Source organism: Alphaproteobacteria bacterium, from assembly GCA_024244705.1.
Taxonomy (GTDB): Bacteria; Pseudomonadota; Alphaproteobacteria; order JAAEOK01; family JAAEOK01; genus JAAEOK01.
Genome location: JAAEOK010000032.1, coordinates 36,315 through 57,706 on the forward strand (window position 1 = coordinate 36,315; position 21,392 = coordinate 57,706).

Genomic DNA, 21,392 nt, shown 5'->3' on the forward strand with positions numbered 1-21,392 from the left:
ATTGTAAATAGATTTTCACCTCTATGTGATTGTAGTTCAATGAAAATTGATTGCTCTGTAATAAGCTGCCGCAGATGGGGGCGGTGAGGGAAGGCCGGATATGACGCGAATCGTTTCGACACTGGACACGCGGTCCGACATTTACCAGCACAATACCGAGGCGATGGGTCGGCTGGTCACGGATCTCGGTCATCAAGTTGCCAGAATAAAGACGGGCGGTGGCGAAAGAGCGCGTGAGAAACACTTGTCGCGCGGTAAGCTGTTACCGCGGGATCGGGTGCGGACGTTGCTCGATGTCGGATCACCGTTTCTCGAATTCTCCCAACTTGCCGCCCATGGCATGTACGACGACGAGGTGCCGGCTGCTGGTGTGATTACTGGTATTGGCCGCATCGCGGGATGCGAGTGTGTCGTCGTCTGCAATGATGCCACTGTGAAGGGCGGCACCTACTATCCGATGACTGTGAAAAAGCATCTCCGCGCCCAGGAGGTCGCGCAGGAGAACCGACTACCCTGCATCTACCTTGTCGATTCCGGTGGGGCGAACCTTCCCAATCAGGATGATGTTTTTCCGGATCGCACTCATTTCGGCCGCATTTTTTACAACCAAGCCAACATGTCTGCGATGCGCGTACCCCAGGTCGCGGTGGTCATGGGCTCCTGCACCGCCGGCGGCGCCTATGTTCCGGCGATGAGTGATGAATCGATCATCGTGCGCCAGCAGGGAACGATTTTTCTCGGCGGCCCGCCGTTGGTCAAGGCGGCGACCGGAGAAATCGTCACCGCCGAGGAACTTGGCGGCGCGGATGTCCATTCGCGGGCGTCCGGTGTCACCGATCACTATGCCCTCAACGACACCCACGCCTTGTCGATTGCGCGGGGAATTGTCGGGAACCTGAACAAACGAAAAGATGTACCGCTCAAACTACGCGAACCGCGTCCGCCGCTTTACGATCCGAAGGAGATTTACGGCGTCGTCCCCGATGATGTCCGCCAACCCTACGATGTTCGGGAAGTGATCGCACGCGTCGTCGACGGCAGCGAGCTTGACGAGTTCAAGCAAACCTATGGTACCACGCTTGTTTGCGGGTTCGCCCATATCTGGGGCTATCCCGTTGGCATTATTGCCAACAACGGTATCCTGTTCTCGGAATCGGCGCTGAAGGCCGCGCACTTTATCGAGTTGTGCAGCCAGCGGGACATTCCGCTGATCTTCCTGCAGAGTATCTCCGGATTCATGGTCGGCAAGAAGTACGAATCGGGCGGTATCGCGAAGGACGGGGCCAAGATGGTCACAGCGGTCGCGACTGCCCGGGTGCCGAAATTCACAATCATCATCGGCGGAAGTTTCGGCGCCGGAAACTATGGCATGTGCGGTCGCGCCTATTCGCCACGATTTCTTTGGATGTGGCCGAACGCCCGCATATCGGTCATGGGCGGAGAGCAGGCGGCGAGTGTCTTGGCCACGGTCAAGCGGGACAACCTCGAAGCTCGCGGAGACACCTGGTCAGCCGAGGACGAAGCCGTGTTCAAACAGCCAATTCTGGATCAGTACGAGCACCAGGGGCACCCATATTATGCGAGCGCGCGAATTTGGGATGACGGCATCATCGATCCGGCCGACACGCGGATGGTCCTCGCCCTCGGCCTCTCGGCGGCGTACAACGCACCGGTCCAGGAACCGAAATTCGGCGTCTTCAGGATGTAGCCATGAAAGAATTGGGGTACCTCTCCAAATTGGACGATCGGGGTATTGCGAGGATTTGCCTCAATCGTCCCGATGTGCATAACGCATTTGACGACGCACTAATCGCCGGCCTCACCGGGGAATTGGAGAGAGTTGGTGCGGACGCGGCCGTCCGCATGGTCGTGATCGCGGCGATGGGCAAGAGCTTTTGCGCCGGCGCCGATCTCAATTGGATGAAGCGCATGTCGGGCTATGGTCGAGCCGAAAACGAGGCCGACGCCGTTGCATTGGCTGGTTTGATGCGAACGCTGAACGACGTGCCGAAACCAGTCATCGCGTTGGTGCAAGGCGCCGCGCTCGGCGGCGGCGTTGGCGTCGTCGCTTGCTGCGATATCGCGATCGCCTCCACGCAGGCCGTCTTTGGTCTTTCGGAGGTGCGGCTCGGCCTCATTCCGGCGGTGATCAGTCCCTACGTCGTCCGCGCCATCGGCGCTCGCGCGGCGCGGCGATATTTCCTTACCGCCGAGCGCTTCGACGCCGCCGAGGCGGCACGTCTCGGGCTGGTTCACATGGTCGTTGCCCCAGAGGACCTGGAAGACGCGGGAGTTAAGACTGCTGAGGTCATACTCACCGGTGGCCCGCACGCGCAAGCGGTCTCGAAGGACATTATTGCCAGCGTTCAGTCCGGGCCCATCGACGACGCGATGACGAATTTGACTGCGCGGCGGATCGCCGATGTCAGGGCATCGGACGAGGGCAAGGAAGGGATCGCGGCATTCCTCGAAAAACGAAAACCGTCATGGCGGCGAGACCCTTGACAAGCATCTATGGCCCTTCTCCCTATCGGATTTGGGGACAGCAATGAGCAGCCGAGCGCGGCAATGGGCCGGGCCGGCGGTGTTCACGCTGGTCCTTATTCTGCTGGTCTCGGTGGCCAGCGCCGAGGGGTTCTCGCTGTTCAATCTGGCGGTTGTCGGCGTGGCCGCGCTCGGCGTTGGCTTCTTCTATGCGCTGTTTCCCCACAGCCAGGTTCTTGGCGTCGCTTTGGCCAACTCGCTTGCGGTGTATGCATGCGTCTATATTTTTATCGTCAAGAATAACTTTCCGCTTGTCGACTATCGCCTCTATCCGATTTTCTTTGCGCTACCGTTGGTCGCGTTTCTCGTTGGGGCGTTGCGACAGAAGGACGCTATCCGGAGAATCATCATCGAGGGGGCACTCCCCGACGAACGCAAGCTTGGCCACAGTGTGCGGTGGTTGATACCGAGTGGAGCGATAGCGATTTCGACGTTCCTGGTGCCGGGGCTGGGACTCGGGCGCGAGGCATCGGATATCGTCTTCGTCGTCGCGATGACGGTCACGTCGGTCTTGGTCTACGCCGCGAGTCCCGGTGTCACGGCATTTCTCGTCGATACCGGCGCCTTGTTCCAGGACCTGATCACCCGTATCCGACAATTGGCGGCGCCGGCCTTTGCGTTTCTTACCTTCTATTCGCTCAACGTAATCGTTTTTGCCTGCATCTATCAGATCATCGATACCTTCACGGTCAGGCACATGTTTCTGATTCACGACACCTTGCAGTCAATGACGTTTACAGACAGCTTGTACTTTTCGATCATTAGTCTGAGTACCGTGGGGTACGGCGACATCGTCCCGGCAAATGATGCGGTGAGAGTCGTCGTGGCGATTCAGGTCGTGTTTGGAATTCTGCTCCTCTTGTTCGGCTTCAACGAGATAATCAGTCATTCGCGCCGACAGGGAAAGCGGGACTTGCGGGAGCGGGAGTGAAGGCCATGTTCGACAAAATATTGATCGCTAATCGTGGCGAGATCGCCTGCCGTGTCGTCAAGACGGCGCGTCGACTGGGAATTCGCACCGTGGCCGTGTTTTCGACCGTGGATCGCGATGCGATGCATGTCGAGATGGCCGACGAGGCCGTGTTGATCGGACCGGCGCCGGCCCGCGAAAGCTATTTGAACGCCTCAGCGATTATCGACGCGGCCCAACAAACCGGCGCCCAGGCGATTCATCCGGGGTACGGCTTCCTTAGCGAGAACGCGGATTTCGCCGAGGCATGCGGGCAGGCGGAAATTGTGTTTATCGGTCCGCCCGTACAGGCGATCCGGGCGATGGGATCGAAGAGCGCGGCAAAGGCCATAATGTCCGAAGCCGGAGTTCCCCTGGTGCCGGGGTATCACGGCGACAATCAGGACGTGCGCCTACTGGAGGCCGAGGCCCGGAAGGCAGGTTATCCCGTTCTGATCAAGGCATCCGCCGGGGGCGGCGGGCGCGGCATGCGAATCGTTGAACGCGAGGTCGACCTCGCAGCGGCCTTGGAGAGCGCGCGGCGCGAATCGATGAACGCCTTTGGTGACGATCGGATCCTGATCGAGAAATACATCACCCGACCCCGCCACATCGAGTTTCAGGTGTTCGCCGACGGGCACGGCGACGCGGTGCACCTATTCGAACGCGATTGTTCCGTGCAACGCCGTCATCAGAAGGTGATTGAAGAGGCCCCGGCGCCGGGTATGGACGAGGCGCGAAGGGGCGAAATGGGCGCAGCGGCGATCGCCGCGGCCCAGGCCATCGGCTATGTCGGCGCGGGCACGGTCGAGTTCATTGTCGATCAGAGCGGTGCATTCTTTTTCATGGAAATGAATACCCGGCTGCAGGTCGAGCATCCCGTTACCGAGATGATAACCGGTCATGACCTGGTCGAATGGCAGTTGCGGGTGGCATTTGGCGAGGCGCTGCCGTGCCGCCAGGACGACTTAGAGATCGTTGGCCATGCGGTGGAGGCGCGAATCTACGCCGAAGATCCCAAGCGCGATTTTTTGCCTCAGACCGGTCGCCTCGCGCATGCGGATTTTCCGCTGGAATCAGAAGGGCTACGGGTCGATCGGGGCTTTCGCCAGGGCGACGAAATTTCGATCCACTATGACGCGATGATCGCGAAGATCATCGCTTACGATCGAGATCGGAATTCGGCGCTTCGAACCTTGCGTCGGGGCTTGGACCAAACAGTGGTGGTCGGGTTGTCCACCAATATCGAATTGGTCTCCGCTGTGGCGGCGCACCCAAATTTCGTCGCCGGCGATTTTGATACCGGTTTTATCGCGGCCAATATCGACACTCTTATTCGTCCGACCGAACCAGCACCCGATGGAATATTGGCCCTTGCGTCGCTTTTCCTACTCTTGGAACGTGCCGAAGCCGCAATGACCGCGGCGGCACGATCGAGCGACCCGTACTCCCCCTGGCACCGGACAGATGGTTGGCGTTTGAACGACGACAATCACCAAGTGCTCGCATTTCAGGATGGTGACCGCGAGGTTTCGGTGATGGTTCATTATCGCCCTTCGGGCTTTGCGATGGACCTGCCGTCCGGACGGGTGCAAGTCGATGGAAGAATGGAGACGTCGGGTGCGCTGTATGCGGATTTGGACGGGCTCCGCGTTCGCGCCAAGGTCTTCCGTCAAGACCGGACGCTCACTGTCATTACGCAAGACGTCCGCCATCAGTTGGTTCTTGTCGATCCGATGGCGGATATCGCCGATGAGCAAATAGCAGGCGGGGGGCTGACTGCGCCGATGCCCGGCAAGATTATCGATGTTCTCGCGCGGACCGGACAACAGGTTAAGCGCGGAACGCCGCTCGTTATTCTGGAGGCGATGAAGATGGAACATACGATTTCGGCGCCCGCCGACGGCACTGTGGATGCGATAAAATTCGGAGTCGGCGAACAGGTCCCGGAAGGTGCAGAATTGATCGTTTTTGCCGTCGGCGAGCCGTCCTAGACACGGCAGGCTGTTGCCATTTATAGGGGGTGCCACCTATTTCGCGGTTCGGCGTTTCAGTGATCGTCGCCAGACAATAGCCGGTTTGAGGTAGTCCAATGTCGCTTCCGGTGCAGGTGAAAATTGTCGAGGTCGGTCCGCGTGACGGACTTCAAAACGAATCCCAAACGGTTCCTACCGCGATCAAAGTCGAGCTTATAGCTCGGCTGGCAGATGCGGGATTGACGACGATCGAAGTGGGTAGCTTCGTATCTCCCAAATGGGTCCCGCAAATGGCGGATACGAAGGATGTTATGGGACTGATCGACCGTCGTCCTGGCGTTTCATATCCGGTGCTGACGCCGAATATGCGCGGTTTCGACGATGCGGTCGCCGCCGGCGCCGGCGAAATTGCGATTTTCGGTGCCGCGTCTGAATCCTTCTCGCAGAAGAATATCAACTGTTCGATTGCGGAAAGCCTCGACCGTTTTCGGCCGGTGGCCGCGGCAGCGGCGGAGCGCAATATTCGGGTGCGGGGATATGTTTCCTGTGTGCTCGGTTGTCCCTATGAGGGATCGATCGCGCCCGCAGCCGTGGCGCGTGTCGCCGCGGCCCTGTTCGACATGGGCTGTTACGAGGTGTCGCTCGGTGACACAATCGGTGTGGGCACGCCGGGGAAAGCCCGCGCGATGATTGGGGCCGTCGCCGAAAGCGTACCCCTCGATCAATTGGCCGTGCATTATCATGATACCTACGGCCAAGCCTTGGCCAACCTGCTTGCCTCGCTGGAAGTGGGCATCGCCGTTGTCGATAGTTCGATTGCTGGGCTAGGCGGGTGCCCTTACGCCGAGGGAGCGTCGGGCAACGTCGCGACCGAGGACGTTCTCTACATGTTGGACGGCCTCGGGATCGTTACTGGGGTGGATTTGGCCAAGTTGGTTGAGACGGGCTGGTTCATTTCTGATTTTCTTGGCCGAGATCCGGTTTCGCGCGTTTCGCTTGCGCTTAAAGGCAAGGCGGCCTATGTCGCCAGCAGTCTCGGCCGATGAACGGCGCAGGATGCTGGATAACGAAGCGTCATGGCAGCGATGGTATCGGGGAAATGACAATCCATTTGCTCAGAATGGCAGTCGGCATAGACGATGTGGAGCACTTGCGCCGATTTCAAAAGAGCCGAATGCAAACCAGCGAGGACGGCCGGCTTCACATTTTCACGCGCAACACGCCGCGTCGCGCCGCCGAACTCCTCGATGGCGGCTCTGTCTATCTCATCATCCGAGGCTATGTACGTGTGCGCCAACGTATCCTCGGCATCGAGCGGCGTACCGACAACGAGGGCCGCGGATTTTGTGCGATCGAGCTTGACCCGACCCACGTCCCGACGGTGCTTCAAGCGCGACGGCCTCAGCAAGGGTGGCGCTACCTCGAATCCAGCGACGCGCCGATTGACCGGCCAGTGGCTTCGGCCGCCGACGATGATATGCCAGCCGCACTCATGGCCGAGTTGCGGGACTTGGGTCTCTTATAAGACGACCGGCCGCGCGCTGCAAAAAGCGGCCCGGACAGAGCCGGGCCGCAAGTACGATTTTGGAGAGACCGGCCGCCTCGGTCACTAGGTACGGCCGACCCGTTATCGCCAACCGGCTCGGTCGGCAATCCTCACCGCCTCGGCGTTGTTTTCACCAAGGGTCGACAGATTAAGGTGATCGGCCTTGAATTGGCCCCAAGATGCTACCAGCTCGGACCACGGTACATCGTCTTTGACGGGATACTCGTTGATGCTCTCCGTGTAGATCTTCTGTGCCCGGTCACTAACCAGGAACTCCAGGAAACGGATTGCGTTGTCCCTGTTCTCGGCGCTCTTGGTTACGCCCGCCCCGCTGATATTCACGTGGACACCGCGGTCGTCCTGATTGGGCCAAAACACCGCGACTTTATCCGCCGCCGCTCGATCGTTTGCTTTGCCGGATTGCATCAGCTGACCGAGATAGTATGTGTTCGCCAGAGCCAGGTCACACTGTCCAGCGGCAACCGCATGCAGCTGGTCACGATCGCCGCCTTGCGGTTTTCGAGCAAGATTTGCGACGAATCCCTTCGTCCACGCCTCGGTCGCTTCGGCGCCATCGTGTGCGATCAAGCTGGCCAGGAGGGATTGGTTGTAGATGTTATTCGAGGAGCGGACGCAAATGCGTTCCTTCCACTTTTCGTCGGTCAACGCTTCGTAGGTCGACAATTCTTCCGGACTGACGCGGTCCCTGGCGTAGAAGATCGGCCGCGCGCGGACCGACAAGCCATACCAATAGCCGTCCGGATGTTGGTACTGGGGCGGCACCGTTGATCGCAATTGTGGGGTCGTAACCGGTTGCAGCAGGCCGGCTTGTTCGGCGCGATGTAATCGGCCGGCATCTACGGTTAGCAATATGTCAGCCGGGCTATTTTGACCCTCATTCTTGAGGCGTTCGAGGAGCGCGTCGGCTTTCCCGCTGACCAAATTCACCTCGATTCCGGTTTCCTCTGTGAAGGCCTCGAGGAGCGGACGCAGCAAGACTTCCTGGCGATATGAATAGACGTTGACCTCTTCGGCGGCATGGGCGCTTTGAATAGGGCCGAAGCCCGTCAATGCGACAACCATTGAAAAAAGAGCCGCTTTATGACGGGGAAATTTCAGAATCAAGCAGGTTTTAGAGATCGACATCGTTGCCAAAAGCCTTCCGTTAGCTGCAATTCATATTGAGAATAGTTCTCATTAGCATTTTCAATATGATCGTTTCGAATTTGGAGCGCAAGCGATTTTTTTTGGCGCGGGCGATGCCGAAGAACCGGCATCTCAGACTTTCGCGAAACGCTCCTCGGCGAGGCGGTCGGCGATTACATTTGTTGGCCGCCCCTCGGCCTCGGCACGCGCAAAGATCTCCATGAGCGTATCGTAGATCCCTTCGATGAGGTCTGGCACATCGGATTTGTCGACCCTCGGTCCCTCGCTCGCCACCGATATGACGCCGCCGGCGTTCAACACATAGTCGGGAGCATAAAGGATGCCGAGATCCGCCAGTGCTTGTCCATGCCGATCCGCGGCAAGTTGATTGTTCGCCGCTCCGGCGATGATTTTAGCTTTGATATTGTGGAGGGTATCGTCATTGATCACCGCTCCCAGGGCGCAGGGTGCATAGATATCGACGTCGAGACCATAGATATCTTCCGGCGCGACGGCGGTGGCGCCGAGCTCTTGCACTGCGCGCGCGATCGATTCCTCCTTGATATCGGTGACAAAAAGTTCGGCGCCTTCAGCGGCGAGATATTCGCAAAGCGCGTAACCGACGCTTCCCAACCCTTGTACCGCGACCTTGAGTCCCTTGAAACTGCTGCGATGATGTCTGAAGGCGAGGGCCGCGCGGATGCCGAGAAAAACTCCATAGGCGGTGGACGGGCTTGGATTGCCGGAGCCGCCGCTGTGGCCGGCGGCGTAACGGGTCTGGGAGCGAATGATGTCGATATCCTCGACGCTGATCCCGACGTCCTCAGCGACAATATAGCGACCGCCGAGACTGTCGACGAAACGTCCCATGGCTTCAAACAGCTGGCGCGACTTGTGCTTCTGCGGATCGCCGATGATGACCGACTTGCCGCCTCCGAGGGGAAGATTGGCGATCGCCGATTTGTAGGTCATTCCACGGGAAAGCCGAAGCACATCTGCGATCGCATGCTCTTCGCTTTCGTAGGGCCACATTCGGCAGCCGCCGAGGGAAGGGCCCCGGTTCGTATTGTGGATCGCGATTATTGCACGCAGACCACTCTCATGATCGCAGCAGAATACGACCTGTTCGTGGTTTTCAAAGTGATCAGAACTGAATGTAGACATTAGAGGATTCCGTTGGAAACTCTAAGGCGCCAGTCTCGTATATCCTATATTTCCGGCTCCGGTGCCGTCATTTCAATCGCCATTCGTGGTGGCACAGAAAATAACAACAACCGGTGCTTGGCTCGGTTCCAATTGAATGAATGAAACCACCGGCAATTCCACGATGAAACAATGATACCCGCTTCTTCAGGGCAGATTCCCGTCAAGTGCATCGACCAACATGGTTTTTAACTCTGTCGCCGTAACCGGCGTCGGATTGCTGGCCGCCGACGGGTCGCGTTCGGCCATCGCCGATATTTCATCGACCCGGTCGTCTCCAACCCCGAGGTCGCGAAGCGTGTGGGGAATTCCAATCTTAGCGCGGAGATCGAGGATCCATTCCAGCACGGCGTCGAACGAAGTATTCGGCAATCCAAGATACCCGGCGAGGCGAACCATGCGCTCTTCGATCGCCGGTCGGTTGGCGGACAGGACATAGGGCATGAAAACCGCATTGGTCAGGCCGTGGTGGGTATCGTAGAGGGCGCCGACCGGGTGGCTTAGCGCGTGTATCGGGCCGAGGCCCTTTTGGAATGCCGTGGCGCCCATGCTCGCCGCCGCCATCATATTGGCCCTCGCGGTCAGGTTCCCGCCGTCCTCGACGGCCAAATCCAGCCAGTCCTTGACCAAACGCGTGCCTTCGACGGCAATCCCGTCCGCCATCGGGTGAAAGCCGGGTGCGCAAAGCGCCTCGAGGTTGTGCGCAAGCGCATCCATGCCGGTGGCCGCGGTGATATGCGGTGGTAGGCCGATCGTAAGCTCCGGGTCTGCGATCACGATTTTGGGCAGCATCAGAGGATGGAAAACAATCACCTTTCGATGGTTGTCTTCGTCCACGATTACCGTAGCTCGGCCTACTTCCGAGCCGGTGCCGGCGGTCGTTGGAACGGCCACGACCGGGACAATGGCGTCCGCGTTTGCACGCGTCCAGTAATCGCCGATGTCTTCGAAGTCCCAGATCGGTCGTGTCTGCCGGGCCATCAGGGCGATTGTCTTGCCGGTATCGAGAGCGCTGCCACCGCCGAAGGCGATAACGCCATCATGTTCGCCGGATCTGAACGTCGCGGCGCCGTCGGAGACATTTCGTCCAATCGGGTTCGGGCGGAGATCGGAGAAAACGGCCGTGGGCAGACCGGCGGCATCGTTATTCGCCACCGCGTCCGCGATCATGGGAAGTCGCGCGAGACCGGGGTCGGTGACCAGAAGCGCACGGGTCATGCCGGTCGCGCGGCAGGCGGCCGGAAGTTCCGAAATACGCCCCGATCCGAACCACATCGTGGTTGGGTAGTTCCAATTGCCGCGCAACGCCGCGCCATTGTCGCTCATGATGGCACTCTCTTAGATCGTCGTTTTGAGGTGATAGGATTTGGGCCGAGTCAGGTGCTCGAACCCAACCCTCGAAAGCGTGCAGCCGCGCCCAGAATCCTTGACCCCGGTCCACGCCAGGGCGGGATCGAGATAGTCGCATCGGTTCATGAAGAACGTGCCGGTTTCAATGCGATCGCCGATTGCTATGGCGGCGTCCGGATCGGCCGTCCAAACCGACGCGGTCAAGCCGAATTCGCTGTCGTTCATCAGCTCGACGGCGGCGTCATCGGATCGTACGTGCATGATGCCGACAATCGGTCCGAAGCTTTCTTCGGTCATGACCTTCATCGAATGGTCGACATCGACCAAGACCTGGGGCGCTAGATATGTCGAGCCGGGCCTATCCTTAGGGAACGAAGCTGAATCTATGAGTGCTCGCGCGCCTTTTCGCATGGCCTCAGCGGCCTGTTCGCGAACAAAATCCGCCGCACTTGGTTTGACCACGGGCCCCAGGTTGGTATCCCTGTCGGTAGGGTCGCCGAGTCGGTATGCCGACGCTTCGGTGACGAATCCGTCGATGAAGCGATCGTAGACATCTTCATGAACGTAGATTCGCTCGATACCACAGCAAGATTGGCCACTGTTGAAGAACGCACCGTCGACCAAGTTCGTGACGGCGTTGTCGATGTCGGCATCGGCCCTGACATAGGCCGGATCCTTGCCGCCGAGCTCGAGGCCGACGCCTAGGAAGCGTTGGGCCGCGGTGCTCTGAATCGAACGGCCGGCCGGCACCGAGCCGGTAAAATTGACGAAATCGATGTCGGGGTGTTCGATCACAAGTTCGGTCGCCGAATGGCTGAGATAGAGGTGTTGAAAGACACCGTCGGGCAGGCCCGCGGCGGCAAAGGCGTCGGCAAATCGCTCGGCTGTTAGGGGCGTTTGTGCGGACGGTTTGAGAATCAAGGAATTGCCGGAAAGAATGGCTGGCGCGATCGAATTGACGGCGGTGAGATAGGGATAGTTCCACGGCGCTATCGTAAGCACCACGCCGAGCGGCTCCCGGCGAATGAAACGCGAGAATCCCTGTTTCGGCTCGACTTCAATATCGGTGAGCGCACCAGCGGCGATCGTCGCCATATAAGAGGCGCGTTCCGCGACTCCGCTCACCTCTCCCGGTCCCTGTGTAATCGGCCGCCCCATTTGCCAAGCCAGTTCCTCCGCGATGCGGTCGCTCTCAGAGGTAAAGGCGGCGACAAACCGGCGGCAGATCTCTGCCCGATCCGTAACCGGTACATGACGCCATTCGCGTTGCGCGGTTTTGGCGGCGGCAACCGCGTGGTCGATTTCGGCGGGCGTTGCAAGCGGCAGCTCGACGTAAACATTTCCGTCGACCGGACTGACGCATTTCAGAGTGTCGGACATGATCGCATTCTCTATCGAATCGTTCGATTAAATGACTTCAAAGTAGCGTTCCATTTCCCAGTCGCTGATGTGTTTGCGGAATTCCCGTTCCTCCCATTCCCGCGAAGCCGCGAAATGGTCGACGAACGCGTCGTCGAAAAGCGCCCGTGCCGCTTTCGACTTCTTGAAGCGCTGCGCCGCGTCCCAGAGCGTCGCCGGCAACCGCCATCGTTGCGGGAATTTTTGATCATAGGCATTGCCGCGAATCGGTTGCGGCGGCTCCAAACCGTTTTCTATGCCGTAAAGGCCGGAAGCGATCGCGGCGGCGAGGGCCAGGTAGGGGTTGGCATCCGCCGCAGCGACGCGGTACTCGACCCGTTGCGACTTGGTGCTGCCGGGAATGACACGAAGTGCCCCGGTTCTATTGTCGATCCCCCAGGTCGAATCTGTCGGCGCCCAGAATCCGGGAATGAGGCGGCGATAGGAATTTACCGTTGGCGCGACCATGGCCAGAAATTCCGGCATCAAATCCTGCTGTCCGGCGACGAATTGGCGCATGGTTCGCGACATGCCATCGGGCGCCGCAGAATCATGGAATGCCGACTTGCCCTTCTTGTCGGTCAGAGAGATATGGATATGGCCACTTTGTCCGGGCCAATCGGGAGACCATTTGGCCATGAAAGTCGCGATGCGATCGTGCTTCTGTGCGTAGATCTTGGCAAATGTCTTGAACAAGGCGGCCCGATCCGCCGCCTCGATGGCATCGGTGACCTGGAGCGCCGCTTCCATGACGCCGGGGCCGGTTTCTTCGTGGAGACCCTCGATCGGGAAATCCATCTTTTCGCCAAGCTTGAGCAGGCCCTGGTAGAAATCTGAATATGCGGAGTTACGCAGGACCGAATAGCCGAAGAACCCAGGCGCCATGGGTGAGAGGTCGCGATACCTCTTGTCGCGGATCGACTTGGCGGTTTCATCGAAGACAAAGAATTCATACTCCAAGCCCGCTTTGACACGGTACCCCATGTTCTCGGCCTTCGCGATGACGCGACGAAGAACTCCGCGCGGGCAAATCGCCTCCGCGCCATCGGCAAATTCGCCCACGAAGAGAAGCGAATCTTCTTCCAGCGGCAATTCACGGCAGCTGTCCGGGAGGATGCGCACTGGGGCATCGGGAAAGCCGGTATGCCAGCCGGTGTAGTCGACGTTGTCATAGAGTTGATCGTAAGAATCCCAACCCAGGACGACGTCGCAGAACCCGAATCCCTTGTCCAGCGCCGAGACGAATTTCTCACGCGCCATGAACTTGCCCCGCATGATCCCGTCCATGTCAAAGATCCCGACCTTGACGTGGGTGAGGCCTTTCTCTTCGACAATTTTGCGCGCGTCCGCCGCGCTTGTGACCTTTCGTGCGTCCATGGTTCCTTCCCTTGGATTGAACGGGTACCGGTCCCCCTAAGTCAGCTGCCGCAGTTTATAGGAATCGTGGCTGCCGCAGGAGAGCAATGATCCTTCGAGATCAGTTCGGTTGTTGCTTGATTTCACTGGCGATCTTGTCGCCGAAGGTCTTTTGCAGATCGTTGACGCAGGGATGGTGGTGACCGGCGCCGAGGCTCGCGAACGGGACCAAGAAGCCCGCGGGCCCAAGCAACAGCACGCCGACGACAGCCTCCGCGACTTCACCGACGACCGACAATGCGTCTGGCGCGACCGTCGGGTCCGACAGCGTCCCGCCGACCCGAAGATCGGTCGCCAAGCTGAACAGGCTTGGGTCCTTGGGTCGCGGCGACAGAAAGAAGTCGATCTTCTCGGTCTGCAAATTTATCGAACCTTTTCCAGTCATCGTCATGTCGCGCGTGTCGAACAGCAAGGAGGTTGTCTTTGCCAGGCCTTTCGTGATTTCGAACTGGGCCAAGGCGCATTTGATCTTTGCATCGTCCACGCCCTTACGCCATGGCATAAGAAATTTGGTCAGATCGACGGCAATGAGATCAATGTATTTACTCGCGATTTCGCCCTCTCCCATGACCAGCCCAACATGACCGTCGAGACCGCCGACCATGTCCTGTACCGATCGGCCTCGCCCCGTGACGTCGGCACCAACGTCGACTTCCCCCTTCACGAGATCGGTGACCTTGGTTTCGGAGAGGAGCTGTCCGAGGTCGAAGTCCTGCAGCAACAGCTCGATCCTCGTTTCGGGAGTCTCGCCGAGCGTAATCCCAATTCTCGCGGTCGCCGTGGATTTCAGGTAGTCGATTTCGAGGGGATCGACCCTTAGTGAACCCTTGTTCAGGTCGATCCTGGTGTGAGCCAAATCTATCCTTGCGTCTCGGATGACGAGGCGGTTTACATTGAGGCTGATGTCGGCGTCGACCTTGCCGAGAACATCGAAGGGTAAATCTCGATCTGAGAAAATCCGACCGCTCTTTGTCGTGTCTTGCGACGGCGCCTCGACATCGCGGTCTATCTCGGGCAGGAACGGGGTGACGTCGACGACCGCGGACGTCAGATCGACCGATATCCTGGGCACGGTCCCGTACCGCCATGAAACCGAGCCGCTGGCGTCACTTTGACCGAGAGTCGCCGAAACGGCCTTGGCATTGAGCTCGGTCTTGGATCCGCCAAGCTTCGTCGATAATTTGAGCGGTCCGGCCTCCAACATGTTGATGCCCAGGATCGGGCCAAGGCGGGAAAACTCCGGCGCTGCCGCGGCGACATTCAAATCGAAATCCTGGAATGTCAGAATTTCGGAAACCCGACCTTGGGCAGTTAACGAAGCCGCGCTTTCCGTTAACTTAACCTCAAAGTCGACATCGTAGCCCTTGCCACTGCTGCCCATCAGGGTCGCGGTGGCGTTGAAGGGGCCGGTATCAGGCATTGCGATATCAGTCAATTCGAAGAGGTCGGCCATGCCCGGCCCTGAAGCGGCAAGCTTGAAGTCGACGCCGGCAAATCCGATGAGGTCTTCGGCTTGTCCGTCAACCGATAGCGCGGCGCTGCCGATCTCGGCATTTGCCTTGAACCGAACCTTCTGACTTTGGGACAGCTCCCTCAGAGAACCGGTCTTTGCTTCCAGGCGCCATTGTTGGCCCTCGACTTTGCCGTCGAATTGTAACGTAAGGTCTTGATTCGGAGCCGACGCGGAGAGTTCCAAAGTTTCAACGTCTCCCGACGCTATGGCGCCGGTCTCCCCGTCACGGAACTCGACATTCATATTTTCGATGCGGGCGGCGGCGAAGCTTTGATATCTGAGTTCGATATACTCATCGCCCTCGTCGATCACATCGTCCGCATTCTTGATGTCCCAATTTCCGCGCCCCTCAGCGTCTGTTTCCAATCTGATTTGGCCGCCGGATAGGGTCAGGCGTTCGACTTGGAATGTCCCGAAAATCAATGGCCAAAGGCTGAACGCGGCAGTCAGGTGATCAACCTTCACCATGACCGGAGCCGTCCCCCACGACGCGTTGCCGAAAGTAATATCGCGGGCGGAAATCTCCGGGCTGAGGCTCAACGACGCATCGATGTGTCCCGCGATTTGAAACTCGCGGCCGGTTGTTTCCTTCATGAAACCGGCGATCTCGTCCTTGTAGCGGGTGAGGTCGAGATTGTGGAGGATAAGCAGCGCCGCCGTAACGGGCGCCGCGATACAGACCAGGACAACCAGCCCAATAATCAGACGGCGCCTGCCGCGTCGTCGTCGGAACATTGGTCTAGCCAAAAGTCTTCCTCGCCGCGCGCAAAGTGGACTTCCTAGTGGTCCTGGTAATGGGCACACGGGGCATGGCCGCACGGAATTCGCAGTGCTTGGTTACCGACCACGTGTCGGTCGCGCTCGCCATGCTCGCTTCAAATGGATCAATACACACGTCGGCGGCTAGCCTTCCAGCTTGCGTTCCACAAAACCCAACCGGTCCTGACCCCAGAACAGCTCACCGTCGACGATATAGGTCGGCGATCCGAAGACCCCGGCCTCGATCGCATTGTCGGTATCGGCATCGTAAATGCCGGGGATCGCCGGATGGCCCGCCGCGCCCAGGAGCGATTGGTCGTCCAAACCGGTCTCCTTCGCGATCGTGGCCAAAGTGTCGTTCTCCGCGATGTCGCGGTCTTCGGCCCAGACTGCGCGCAGGATGGCATTACTGAGCGCGAGGGTGTCCTGACCATTGTCACGGGCAGCGATAACGAGACGGGCAGCACTCTCCTCGGCGGCGGGAAAGAATTTGGGGCTCATATTGAGCGGAATACCGCGAAAATCTCGCCATCTCGCCAATTCGAGCAAGCGGTAGTCCCGACGTTGCTTGGCTCGTTTGGGCAGCGGCAGACCACCCGATGCTGGGAATATTTTGGCTAATTGGATGGGGTAGACGTTGACCGATGCCTGATGACGGGCGGCGATGCTGGCCAACTCCTGACCGCCCAGATAGGCAAAGGGCGAAATCAGCGAGAAATAGTAATCGATCACCTTGGACATCACTGCGAACGCCGCTCCTCGACGACTGGTTTCGACACGCCATCCTAGCGCTACGGTGCGCCCAAGCCTATGCTATATCGTTTCGCGGAATACCTAATCGCCAGGGGGACGTGATGAATCTTATTCTATTCCTAATTATTGGGCTATTGGCCGGATGGATTGCCGGGCAACTCATGAAAGGGCGCGGATTCGGCCTCATCGGCAACCTCATTGTTGGCGTTCTGGGTGCGTTTATCGGCGGCTACGTGGTGGGAGTGCTCGGTTTCCAGGGCGCAGGCCTCGTCGCCGAACTCGTCATCGCGGTGATCGGCGCGGTCGTGCTACTTTTCGTCGTCGGAGTTCTCAAGAAGGCGACATAAATCTTCCCAATCGGCAAAAAAACGAGGGCCATCCCTAGGTGGATGGCCCTGTCTTTTTGGGAACCCGCCAGCCTTATGCGGTCTTGATTTCGATTTGCTTGGATTTCTCCTGACGGGCCTCCGTCTTGGGCAGCGAAATCGTCAGCACGCCGTTCTTGAATATCGCCTTGACTTTGTCGTCATCGATGCCGTCGCCGACCGGGATGACCCGACGGAAGGCGCCATAGGACCGTTCGATAAGGTGATAGCGTTTGGCCTCATTCTTGTCCTCGGTCTCATTCTTGCGCTCGCCCTCGATCGTCAAAACGCCATCATGCAAGGTGACGTTGACGTCCTTCTCCTCGAGCCCCGGCAACTCGGCGGTGATTTCGACTTGCTTGTCGTCTTCGCTGATGTCGATTTTGGTCGCGGTTATATTCAAGCCGCTGCGGCCACTATCGGTCGGCAATCTGGCCGTCCCCCAGAATTCGTCGAAGACACGGTCCATTTCGCGCCTAAAGGCAGCAAAGGGATCGCCTGAGTCGCGGCGGGCAAGGTTGCCTGTTGGGGTATGTTGGGGAGTGGGAATCAAATTTCGAAACATCTCCATATCCTCCTTCAAAGCGACATGGTGTGAGGGTGATTCGAAGGCCGAAGAGCCTTTCATCACCACGGTCAAAACCCTACCATAGGCGCTTCAACCATCTGTTTCGTATATGGTTTCTCTCGCTTCCCGTTCAAGGTCCCAAGGGCCGAAATTGGACCTCTCAATGTCGAATGTTTGGGCCCCGCCACCGCTCCGGATATGGCATCCCGTAGAATTTGTGGCGACGGCGTAGTTCGGAACACTTACCTGGCAGGTAATTGCAGCCGTCCCGGTGCTCATCCTATGACTGCCATCATGTTCATTTGTCCAAAGGATCGAGCGATGAAACTTCACCAAGCCAACGATACCCTGTTGCGCCGCGTCCTGGTGGCGAACGCGCTGTCTTCGGCTTCGTCCGGTCTGCTATGTCTTCTCTTTCCGCAAGCCGCCGCGACGCTGTTGTTCGAAAACACGTTTTCGGTACTGGGAATTTCTCCGTCAGGTCTCTTGTTGGCGCTCGGGATCGGACTTCTCATCTTCGCTATCTTTGTCCTTGTGACCGCTCGGGAGGAGACTCTCGCAATGGGTCGGGCGCGGCTGGTCTGCCTCGCCGATCTGCTGTGGGTCGTGGATAGTGTCGCGCTGCTCCTGGTATTCCCCGACACCTTCTCGCCGATCGGATTCGAGATCGTTTCGGTGGTGGCGCTTTGCGTCTTGCTCTTTGCTCTCGGGCAACTGGCGGGCATTGCCTTGGTTTATCAGGGTCGGAGCGACGTTCGGGTGAGCGCCCGAAAGGATGGCTGGATGACCGTCACAGCCAGCATAGAAACGACGGCATCTGCGGCGCGCGTTTGGCAGGTCATGCGCGATCAGAAATGCTACGCCGATGTGGCGGACAATCTCAGCAAGGCCGAAATCATAGCCGGGCAGGGCGAAGGCATGGTCCGGCAATGTACCGACACCGCAGGTCGGAGTTGGCGGGAAACCTGTTCCCGCTGGGAGGAAGGCCAGGGTTTCGCCTTCCGCGTCCATACCGAAGCCGCGGACTATCCTTATCCTATCGCTCGAATGACCGGAGAGTGGACCCTTTCGCCCACGAAGCGGGGAACGCGAATCAGCATGACTTTTGGCATCCAGGCAAAATCCGGCTTTACCGGTCGCCTGATTTTCAATGTGATGGCAGCCTCATTCCCCCGGATCTGCGACCGCTTGTTGCGCAACTGGACGCGGGTCATGGAAGATCGGGAGAATTCCGCGGTTTGCCGACCGCCGTTGGCGGCGCCAGCCGCAAATCCCGGCGCTTGATCTTTCCGGTTGTCGTCATCGGCAGGCTGTCGACAAAATCGATCAGGCGGGGATATTCGTGGGCCGCGAGCCGGGATTTGACATGGGCCTGGATCGCGGTCCGCAAGGCATCGTCGGCAACGATGCCCGGCTTGACCACGATGAACGCCTTGACGACCTCGGTGCGTATTTTGTCAGGCACGCCGACGACTGCCGCCAAACTGACCGCCGGGTGCCGCATCAGGCAGTCCTCGATCTCGCCGGGCCCGATGCGATAGCCGGCGCTGGTTATGACGTCATCGTCGCGGCAGACGAACCAGAAATAGTCGTCCTCGTCCTGCCACCCGGTATCGCCGGTTATCAGCCAGTCGCCGACATATTTGTCGCGGGTCGCGTCTGGGTTGCGCCAGTATTCGAGCATCATGACCGGGTCGGGACGGCGCACCGCAATCTGCCCCTTTTCGCCGCGCGGCAGCACGCTGCCCTCGGCGTCGATGATGGCGAGCCGATGGCCGGGCGCCGGCCGGCCCATGGAGCCCGCCCGCACCGGATAGAGCGACGAACAATTGGCGACGACCAGATTGCACTCCGTCTGGCCATAGCCCTCGTTGATGGTGCAGCCAAGTGCGTCTCGGCCCCACGCCAGCAATTCCTCCCCCATCGGTTCGCCACCCGTGAAGCAGGTGCGAAGGCTGCCCGGAAATGGGCGCTTCGGGTCCTCGATCTGGCGCATCAATTTGAGGGCGGTCGGCGGGAGAAAGGTATTATGAACTCTATGGGCTTCCATCATTGCGAAAGCCTGCTCGGGGTCGAACTTCGGTGCCCGGAAGACCAAAACAGGCACGCCGTGGAACCACGCCGGCATGAGCAGGTCCATCAGCGCGCCAATCCACGCCCAGTCGGCCGGAGTCCAGAACAGGTCGCCTGGCTGGGGGTAGAATTCATGGAAGAATTCGTTGCCCGGCATATGGCCGAGCATCGTGCGATGGGCGTGGAGCGCGCCCTTGGGTGGGCCGGTGGTCCCGGACGTGTAAATGAGAAGGCATGGGTCATCGGCCTTTGTCGGAACCACCTCGAAATCGTCTGACGCGCGTTCGAGGAGTCGTGTCCACCCGTCCGCACCGGGCTCATCGATGACGATGACGCGAGCCAGGTCAGGTAGGCGGTCCTGGATCGCGTCAATTTTGTCCGCATTCGACCTATCGGTTACCAGGATCTTGGCGCCGCTGTTGTGCAGTCGGTACTGCAGGGCCTCGTCGCCGAACAACGCGAACAAGGGCAGGGCGATCGCACCCATCTTGTAGGCCGCAACGTGGGCGATGGCCGCCTCGGGGCATTGCGGCAACAGGATCCCCATCCGGTCGCCGGGTACCACGCCGAAGGACTTCAGGACGTTGGCGAGCCGGTTCGACAGCTTCTTGAGGTCGCCAAAGCCATAGCGTTCGACGCGGCCGTCGCCGTCGACATAGATAAGCGCCGGCGGGTTCCCTGTCGCATGGCGATCGCACACGGCGGCGCCCATGTTGTAGCTGGCCGGCACCTGCCAGCGAAACGCTGCATAGATTTCTTCATAGGTGTCCCCGGGCGGGAGGAAGCGCATCTCGACCTCGTGGTTTGACCGCGGAATTCATGATACCCAATCCGGCCGTGTCGCGGTAAGAGCGGTCTACATCTTGGGAGAATGGCATGTTTCGAGAGGATCTTCTGAAAGGCAAGCGAGTCCTCATAACCGGAGGCGGCAGCGGCCTCGGCAAGAGTATCGGCCGGCGCTATCTGGAATTGGGCGCCGACCTTTTCATCTGCGGCCGCCGCAAATCGGTTCTCGAACAGACTGCAGATGAGTTCCATGCCGCGTTCGGTGCAGGCCGGGTCGGCTACAAGTCCTGCGATGTGCGCGATGCGGCCGCCGTCGATGAAATGGTAGCCGCGGCTTGGACGGCGGGGCCAATCGATATCTTACTCAACAATGCCGCCGGTAATTTCATCGCGCGCTATGAAACATTGTCGCCGCGGGCGGTCGACGCCGTTATCGATATTGTCCTCAAGGGTTCGGCTTATGTCACGCTCGCGTGCGGCAAGCGCTGGATCGGCAACGAGCCCGGCGCGGTGGTGCTCAGCATCGTCACCACCTACGCATGGACCGGGTCGCCCTACGTGGTGCCGTCGGCCATGGCCAAAGGCGGCGTATTGGCAATGACCCGGAGCCTTGCCGCCGAATGGGGCCCCCACGGCGTGCGGCTTGTCGCGGTCGCACCGGGCCCGTTCCCGACCGAGGGGGCATGGGAGCGATTGGTGCCGCGCCCCGACCTCGCGAAACGGTTCGAGACCGGAAATCCGCTCGGACGGCCGGGTGAACACATCGAACTGGCCAATCTTTGCGCCTATTTGGTTTCCGATGAGGCGGGATATATCAATGGCGATGTAGTGACCATCGACGGTGGGCGCTGGGTCAAGGGCGCGGGCTCGTTCGACTTCCTCGATCAACTGACCGATGACGAGTGGGCGTCGATGCGCTCCAACGACTAGCGGTCGGTGTCGGGTTTCACGCGAATGTGACCGGCATTGTGTTGCGCGGCGCAGCAGGTCGCCCGAGACTTGATGATGGAGGAATTCCCGTGCTGAAGCCTGTCCGCAGCTTGTCTT

The 21,392-nt window shown here is 59.3% G+C and carries 18 protein-coding genes; 9 read left to right on the plus strand and 9 right to left on the minus strand.

Annotated elements, in window-relative coordinates:
• Positions 1–100 precede the first annotated feature (100 nt).
• From GY791_02850 to GY791_02875, 6 genes are all read left to right on the plus strand, one after another.
• On the plus strand, positions 101–1,708 hold the full coding sequence (locus GY791_02850) for a methylcrotonoyl-CoA carboxylase (GenBank protein MCP4327361.1): 1,608 nt from the start codon (positions 101–103) through the stop codon (positions 1,706–1,708).
• A 2-nt stretch (positions 1,709–1,710) separates the two neighbouring features.
• Positions 1,711–2,505 (plus strand): enoyl-CoA hydratase/isomerase family protein, encoded by a 795-nt coding sequence (locus GY791_02855; GenBank protein MCP4327362.1) that lies wholly within the window; start codon positions 1,711–1,713, stop codon positions 2,503–2,505.
• A gap of 43 nt (positions 2,506–2,548) precedes the next feature.
• Complete coding sequence (locus GY791_02860) at positions 2,549–3,475, plus strand: hypothetical protein (GenBank protein MCP4327363.1); 927 nt, start codon at positions 2,549–2,551, stop codon at positions 3,473–3,475.
• A 5-nt stretch (positions 3,476–3,480) separates the two neighbouring features.
• The gene (locus tag GY791_02865; GenBank protein MCP4327364.1) at positions 3,481–5,487 is read left to right on the plus strand and encodes an acetyl/propionyl/methylcrotonyl-CoA carboxylase subunit alpha; all 2,007 of its coding nucleotides are present in this window, start codon (positions 3,481–3,483) and stop codon (positions 5,485–5,487) included.
• A gap of 98 nt (positions 5,488–5,585) precedes the next feature.
• Positions 5,586–6,515 carry a hydroxymethylglutaryl-CoA lyase gene (locus GY791_02870; GenBank protein ID MCP4327365.1) on the plus strand — a complete coding sequence of 310 codons (930 nt, stop codon included), beginning with the start codon at positions 5,586–5,588 and terminating at the stop codon, positions 6,513–6,515.
• Between the two features lie 53 nt (positions 6,516–6,568).
• On the plus strand, positions 6,569–6,994 hold the full coding sequence (locus GY791_02875; GenBank protein MCP4327366.1) for a DUF1489 domain-containing protein: 426 nt from the start codon (positions 6,569–6,571) through the stop codon (positions 6,992–6,994).
• A 102-nt stretch (positions 6,995–7,096) separates the two neighbouring features.
• Here GY791_02875 and GY791_02880 read toward each other — a convergent pair whose 3' ends face one another.
• The 7 genes from GY791_02880 to GY791_02910 form a co-directional block, all read right to left on the minus strand.
• Positions 7,097–8,098 (minus strand): Fe(3+) ABC transporter substrate-binding protein, encoded by a 1,002-nt coding sequence (locus GY791_02880; protein MCP4327367.1) that lies wholly within the window; start codon positions 8,096–8,098, stop codon positions 7,097–7,099.
• Between the two features lie 195 nt (positions 8,099–8,293).
• On the minus strand, positions 8,294–9,325 hold the full coding sequence (locus GY791_02885) for a Glu/Leu/Phe/Val dehydrogenase (GenBank protein ID MCP4327368.1): 1,032 nt from the start codon (positions 9,323–9,325) through the stop codon (positions 8,294–8,296).
• A 186-nt stretch (positions 9,326–9,511) separates the two neighbouring features.
• On the minus strand, positions 9,512–10,690 hold the full coding sequence (locus GY791_02890; protein MCP4327369.1) for an iron-containing alcohol dehydrogenase: 1,179 nt from the start codon (positions 10,688–10,690) through the stop codon (positions 9,512–9,514).
• A 12-nt stretch (positions 10,691–10,702) separates the two neighbouring features.
• Entirely contained in the window at positions 10,703–12,094 is a 1,392-nt protein-coding gene (locus tag GY791_02895) for an aldehyde dehydrogenase family protein (protein ID MCP4327370.1), read from the minus strand.
• Positions 12,095–12,121: 27 nt separating this feature from the next.
• Positions 12,122–13,489, minus strand: coding sequence for a glutamine synthetase (locus tag GY791_02900; GenBank protein ID MCP4327371.1), 1,368 nt, complete (start codon positions 13,487–13,489; stop codon positions 12,122–12,124).
• 100 nt (positions 13,490–13,589) lie between these two features.
• Entirely contained in the window at positions 13,590–15,776 is a 2,187-nt protein-coding gene (locus GY791_02905) for an AsmA family protein (GenBank protein MCP4327372.1), read from the minus strand.
• Positions 15,777–15,944: 168 nt separating this feature from the next.
• Positions 15,945–16,541, minus strand: a complete 597-nt coding sequence (locus GY791_02910; protein MCP4327373.1) for a 2-hydroxychromene-2-carboxylate isomerase — start codon at positions 16,539–16,541, stop codon at positions 15,945–15,947.
• Between the two features lie 110 nt (positions 16,542–16,651).
• On the opposite strand from GY791_02910, the gene GY791_02915 reads away from it, so the two are divergent.
• Positions 16,652–16,900 (plus strand): GlsB/YeaQ/YmgE family stress response membrane protein, encoded by a 249-nt coding sequence (locus GY791_02915; protein ID MCP4327374.1) that lies wholly within the window; start codon positions 16,652–16,654, stop codon positions 16,898–16,900.
• A 73-nt stretch (positions 16,901–16,973) separates the two neighbouring features.
• Here the strand turns inward: GY791_02915 and GY791_02920 are convergent, their stop codons facing one another.
• The gene (locus tag GY791_02920) at positions 16,974–17,387 is read right to left on the minus strand and encodes an Hsp20/alpha crystallin family protein (protein ID MCP4327375.1); all 414 of its coding nucleotides are present in this window, start codon (positions 17,385–17,387) and stop codon (positions 16,974–16,976) included.
• 420 nt (positions 17,388–17,807) lie between these two features.
• Here GY791_02920 and GY791_02925 point away from each other — a divergent pair, with 420 nt between their 5' ends.
• A complete protein-coding gene (locus GY791_02925) occupies positions 17,808–18,770 on the plus strand; it encodes an SRPBCC family protein (GenBank protein ID MCP4327376.1) in 963 nt (320 codons plus the stop codon).
• Here the strand turns inward: GY791_02925 and GY791_02930 are convergent.
• A complete protein-coding gene (locus GY791_02930; GenBank protein MCP4327377.1) occupies positions 18,697–20,349 on the minus strand; it encodes an AMP-binding protein in 1,653 nt (550 codons plus the stop codon). The two genes, GY791_02925 and GY791_02930, sit on opposite strands and share 74 nt — an antisense overlap.
• An 86-nt stretch (positions 20,350–20,435) precedes the next feature.
• Between GY791_02930 and GY791_02935 the strand changes: the two genes are divergently transcribed.
• Positions 20,436–21,275, plus strand: coding sequence for an SDR family oxidoreductase (locus GY791_02935; protein MCP4327378.1), 840 nt, complete (start codon positions 20,436–20,438; stop codon positions 21,273–21,275).
• Positions 21,276–21,392: the final 117 nt, after the last annotated feature.

Coding starts and splice junctions, on each gene's coding strand:
- GY791_02925 (MCP4327376.1), top strand. CDS start 17,808: ATGAAACTTCACCAAGCCAACGATACCCTGTTGCGCCGCGTCCTGGTG.
- GY791_02860 (MCP4327363.1), top strand. CDS start 2,549: ATGAGCAGCCGAGCGCGGCAATGGGCCGGGCCGGCGGTGTTCACGCTG.
- GY791_02905 (MCP4327372.1), bottom strand. CDS start 15,776: ATGTTCCGACGACGACGCGGCAGGCGCCGTCTGATTATTGGGCTGGTT.
- GY791_02855 (MCP4327362.1), top strand. CDS start 1,711: ATGAAAGAATTGGGGTACCTCTCCAAATTGGACGATCGGGGTATTGCG.
- GY791_02930 (MCP4327377.1), bottom strand. CDS start 20,349: ATGCGCTTCCTCCCGCCCGGGGACACCTATGAAGAAATCTATGCAGCG.
- GY791_02900 (MCP4327371.1), bottom strand. CDS start 13,489: ATGGACGCACGAAAGGTCACAAGCGCGGCGGACGCGCGCAAAATTGTC.
- GY791_02870 (MCP4327365.1), top strand. CDS start 5,586: ATGTCGCTTCCGGTGCAGGTGAAAATTGTCGAGGTCGGTCCGCGTGAC.
- GY791_02910 (MCP4327373.1), bottom strand. CDS start 16,541: ATGTCCAAGGTGATCGATTACTATTTCTCGCTGATTTCGCCCTTTGCC.
- GY791_02850 (MCP4327361.1), top strand. CDS start 101: ATGACGCGAATCGTTTCGACACTGGACACGCGGTCCGACATTTACCAG.
- GY791_02935 (MCP4327378.1), top strand. CDS start 20,436: ATGTTTCGAGAGGATCTTCTGAAAGGCAAGCGAGTCCTCATAACCGGA.
- GY791_02865 (MCP4327364.1), top strand. CDS start 3,481: ATGTTCGACAAAATATTGATCGCTAATCGTGGCGAGATCGCCTGCCGT.
- GY791_02920 (MCP4327375.1), bottom strand. CDS start 17,387: ATGGACCGTGTCTTCGACGAATTCTGGGGGACGGCCAGATTGCCGACC.
- GY791_02875 (MCP4327366.1), top strand. CDS start 6,569: ATGACAATCCATTTGCTCAGAATGGCAGTCGGCATAGACGATGTGGAG.
- GY791_02895 (MCP4327370.1), bottom strand. CDS start 12,094: ATGTCCGACACTCTGAAATGCGTCAGTCCGGTCGACGGAAATGTTTAC.
- GY791_02885 (MCP4327368.1), bottom strand. CDS start 9,325: ATGTCTACATTCAGTTCTGATCACTTTGAAAACCACGAACAGGTCGTA.
- GY791_02890 (MCP4327369.1), bottom strand. CDS start 10,690: ATGAGCGACAATGGCGCGGCGTTGCGCGGCAATTGGAACTACCCAACC.
- GY791_02880 (MCP4327367.1), bottom strand. CDS start 8,098: ATGGTTGTCGCATTGACGGGCTTCGGCCCTATTCAAAGCGCCCATGCC.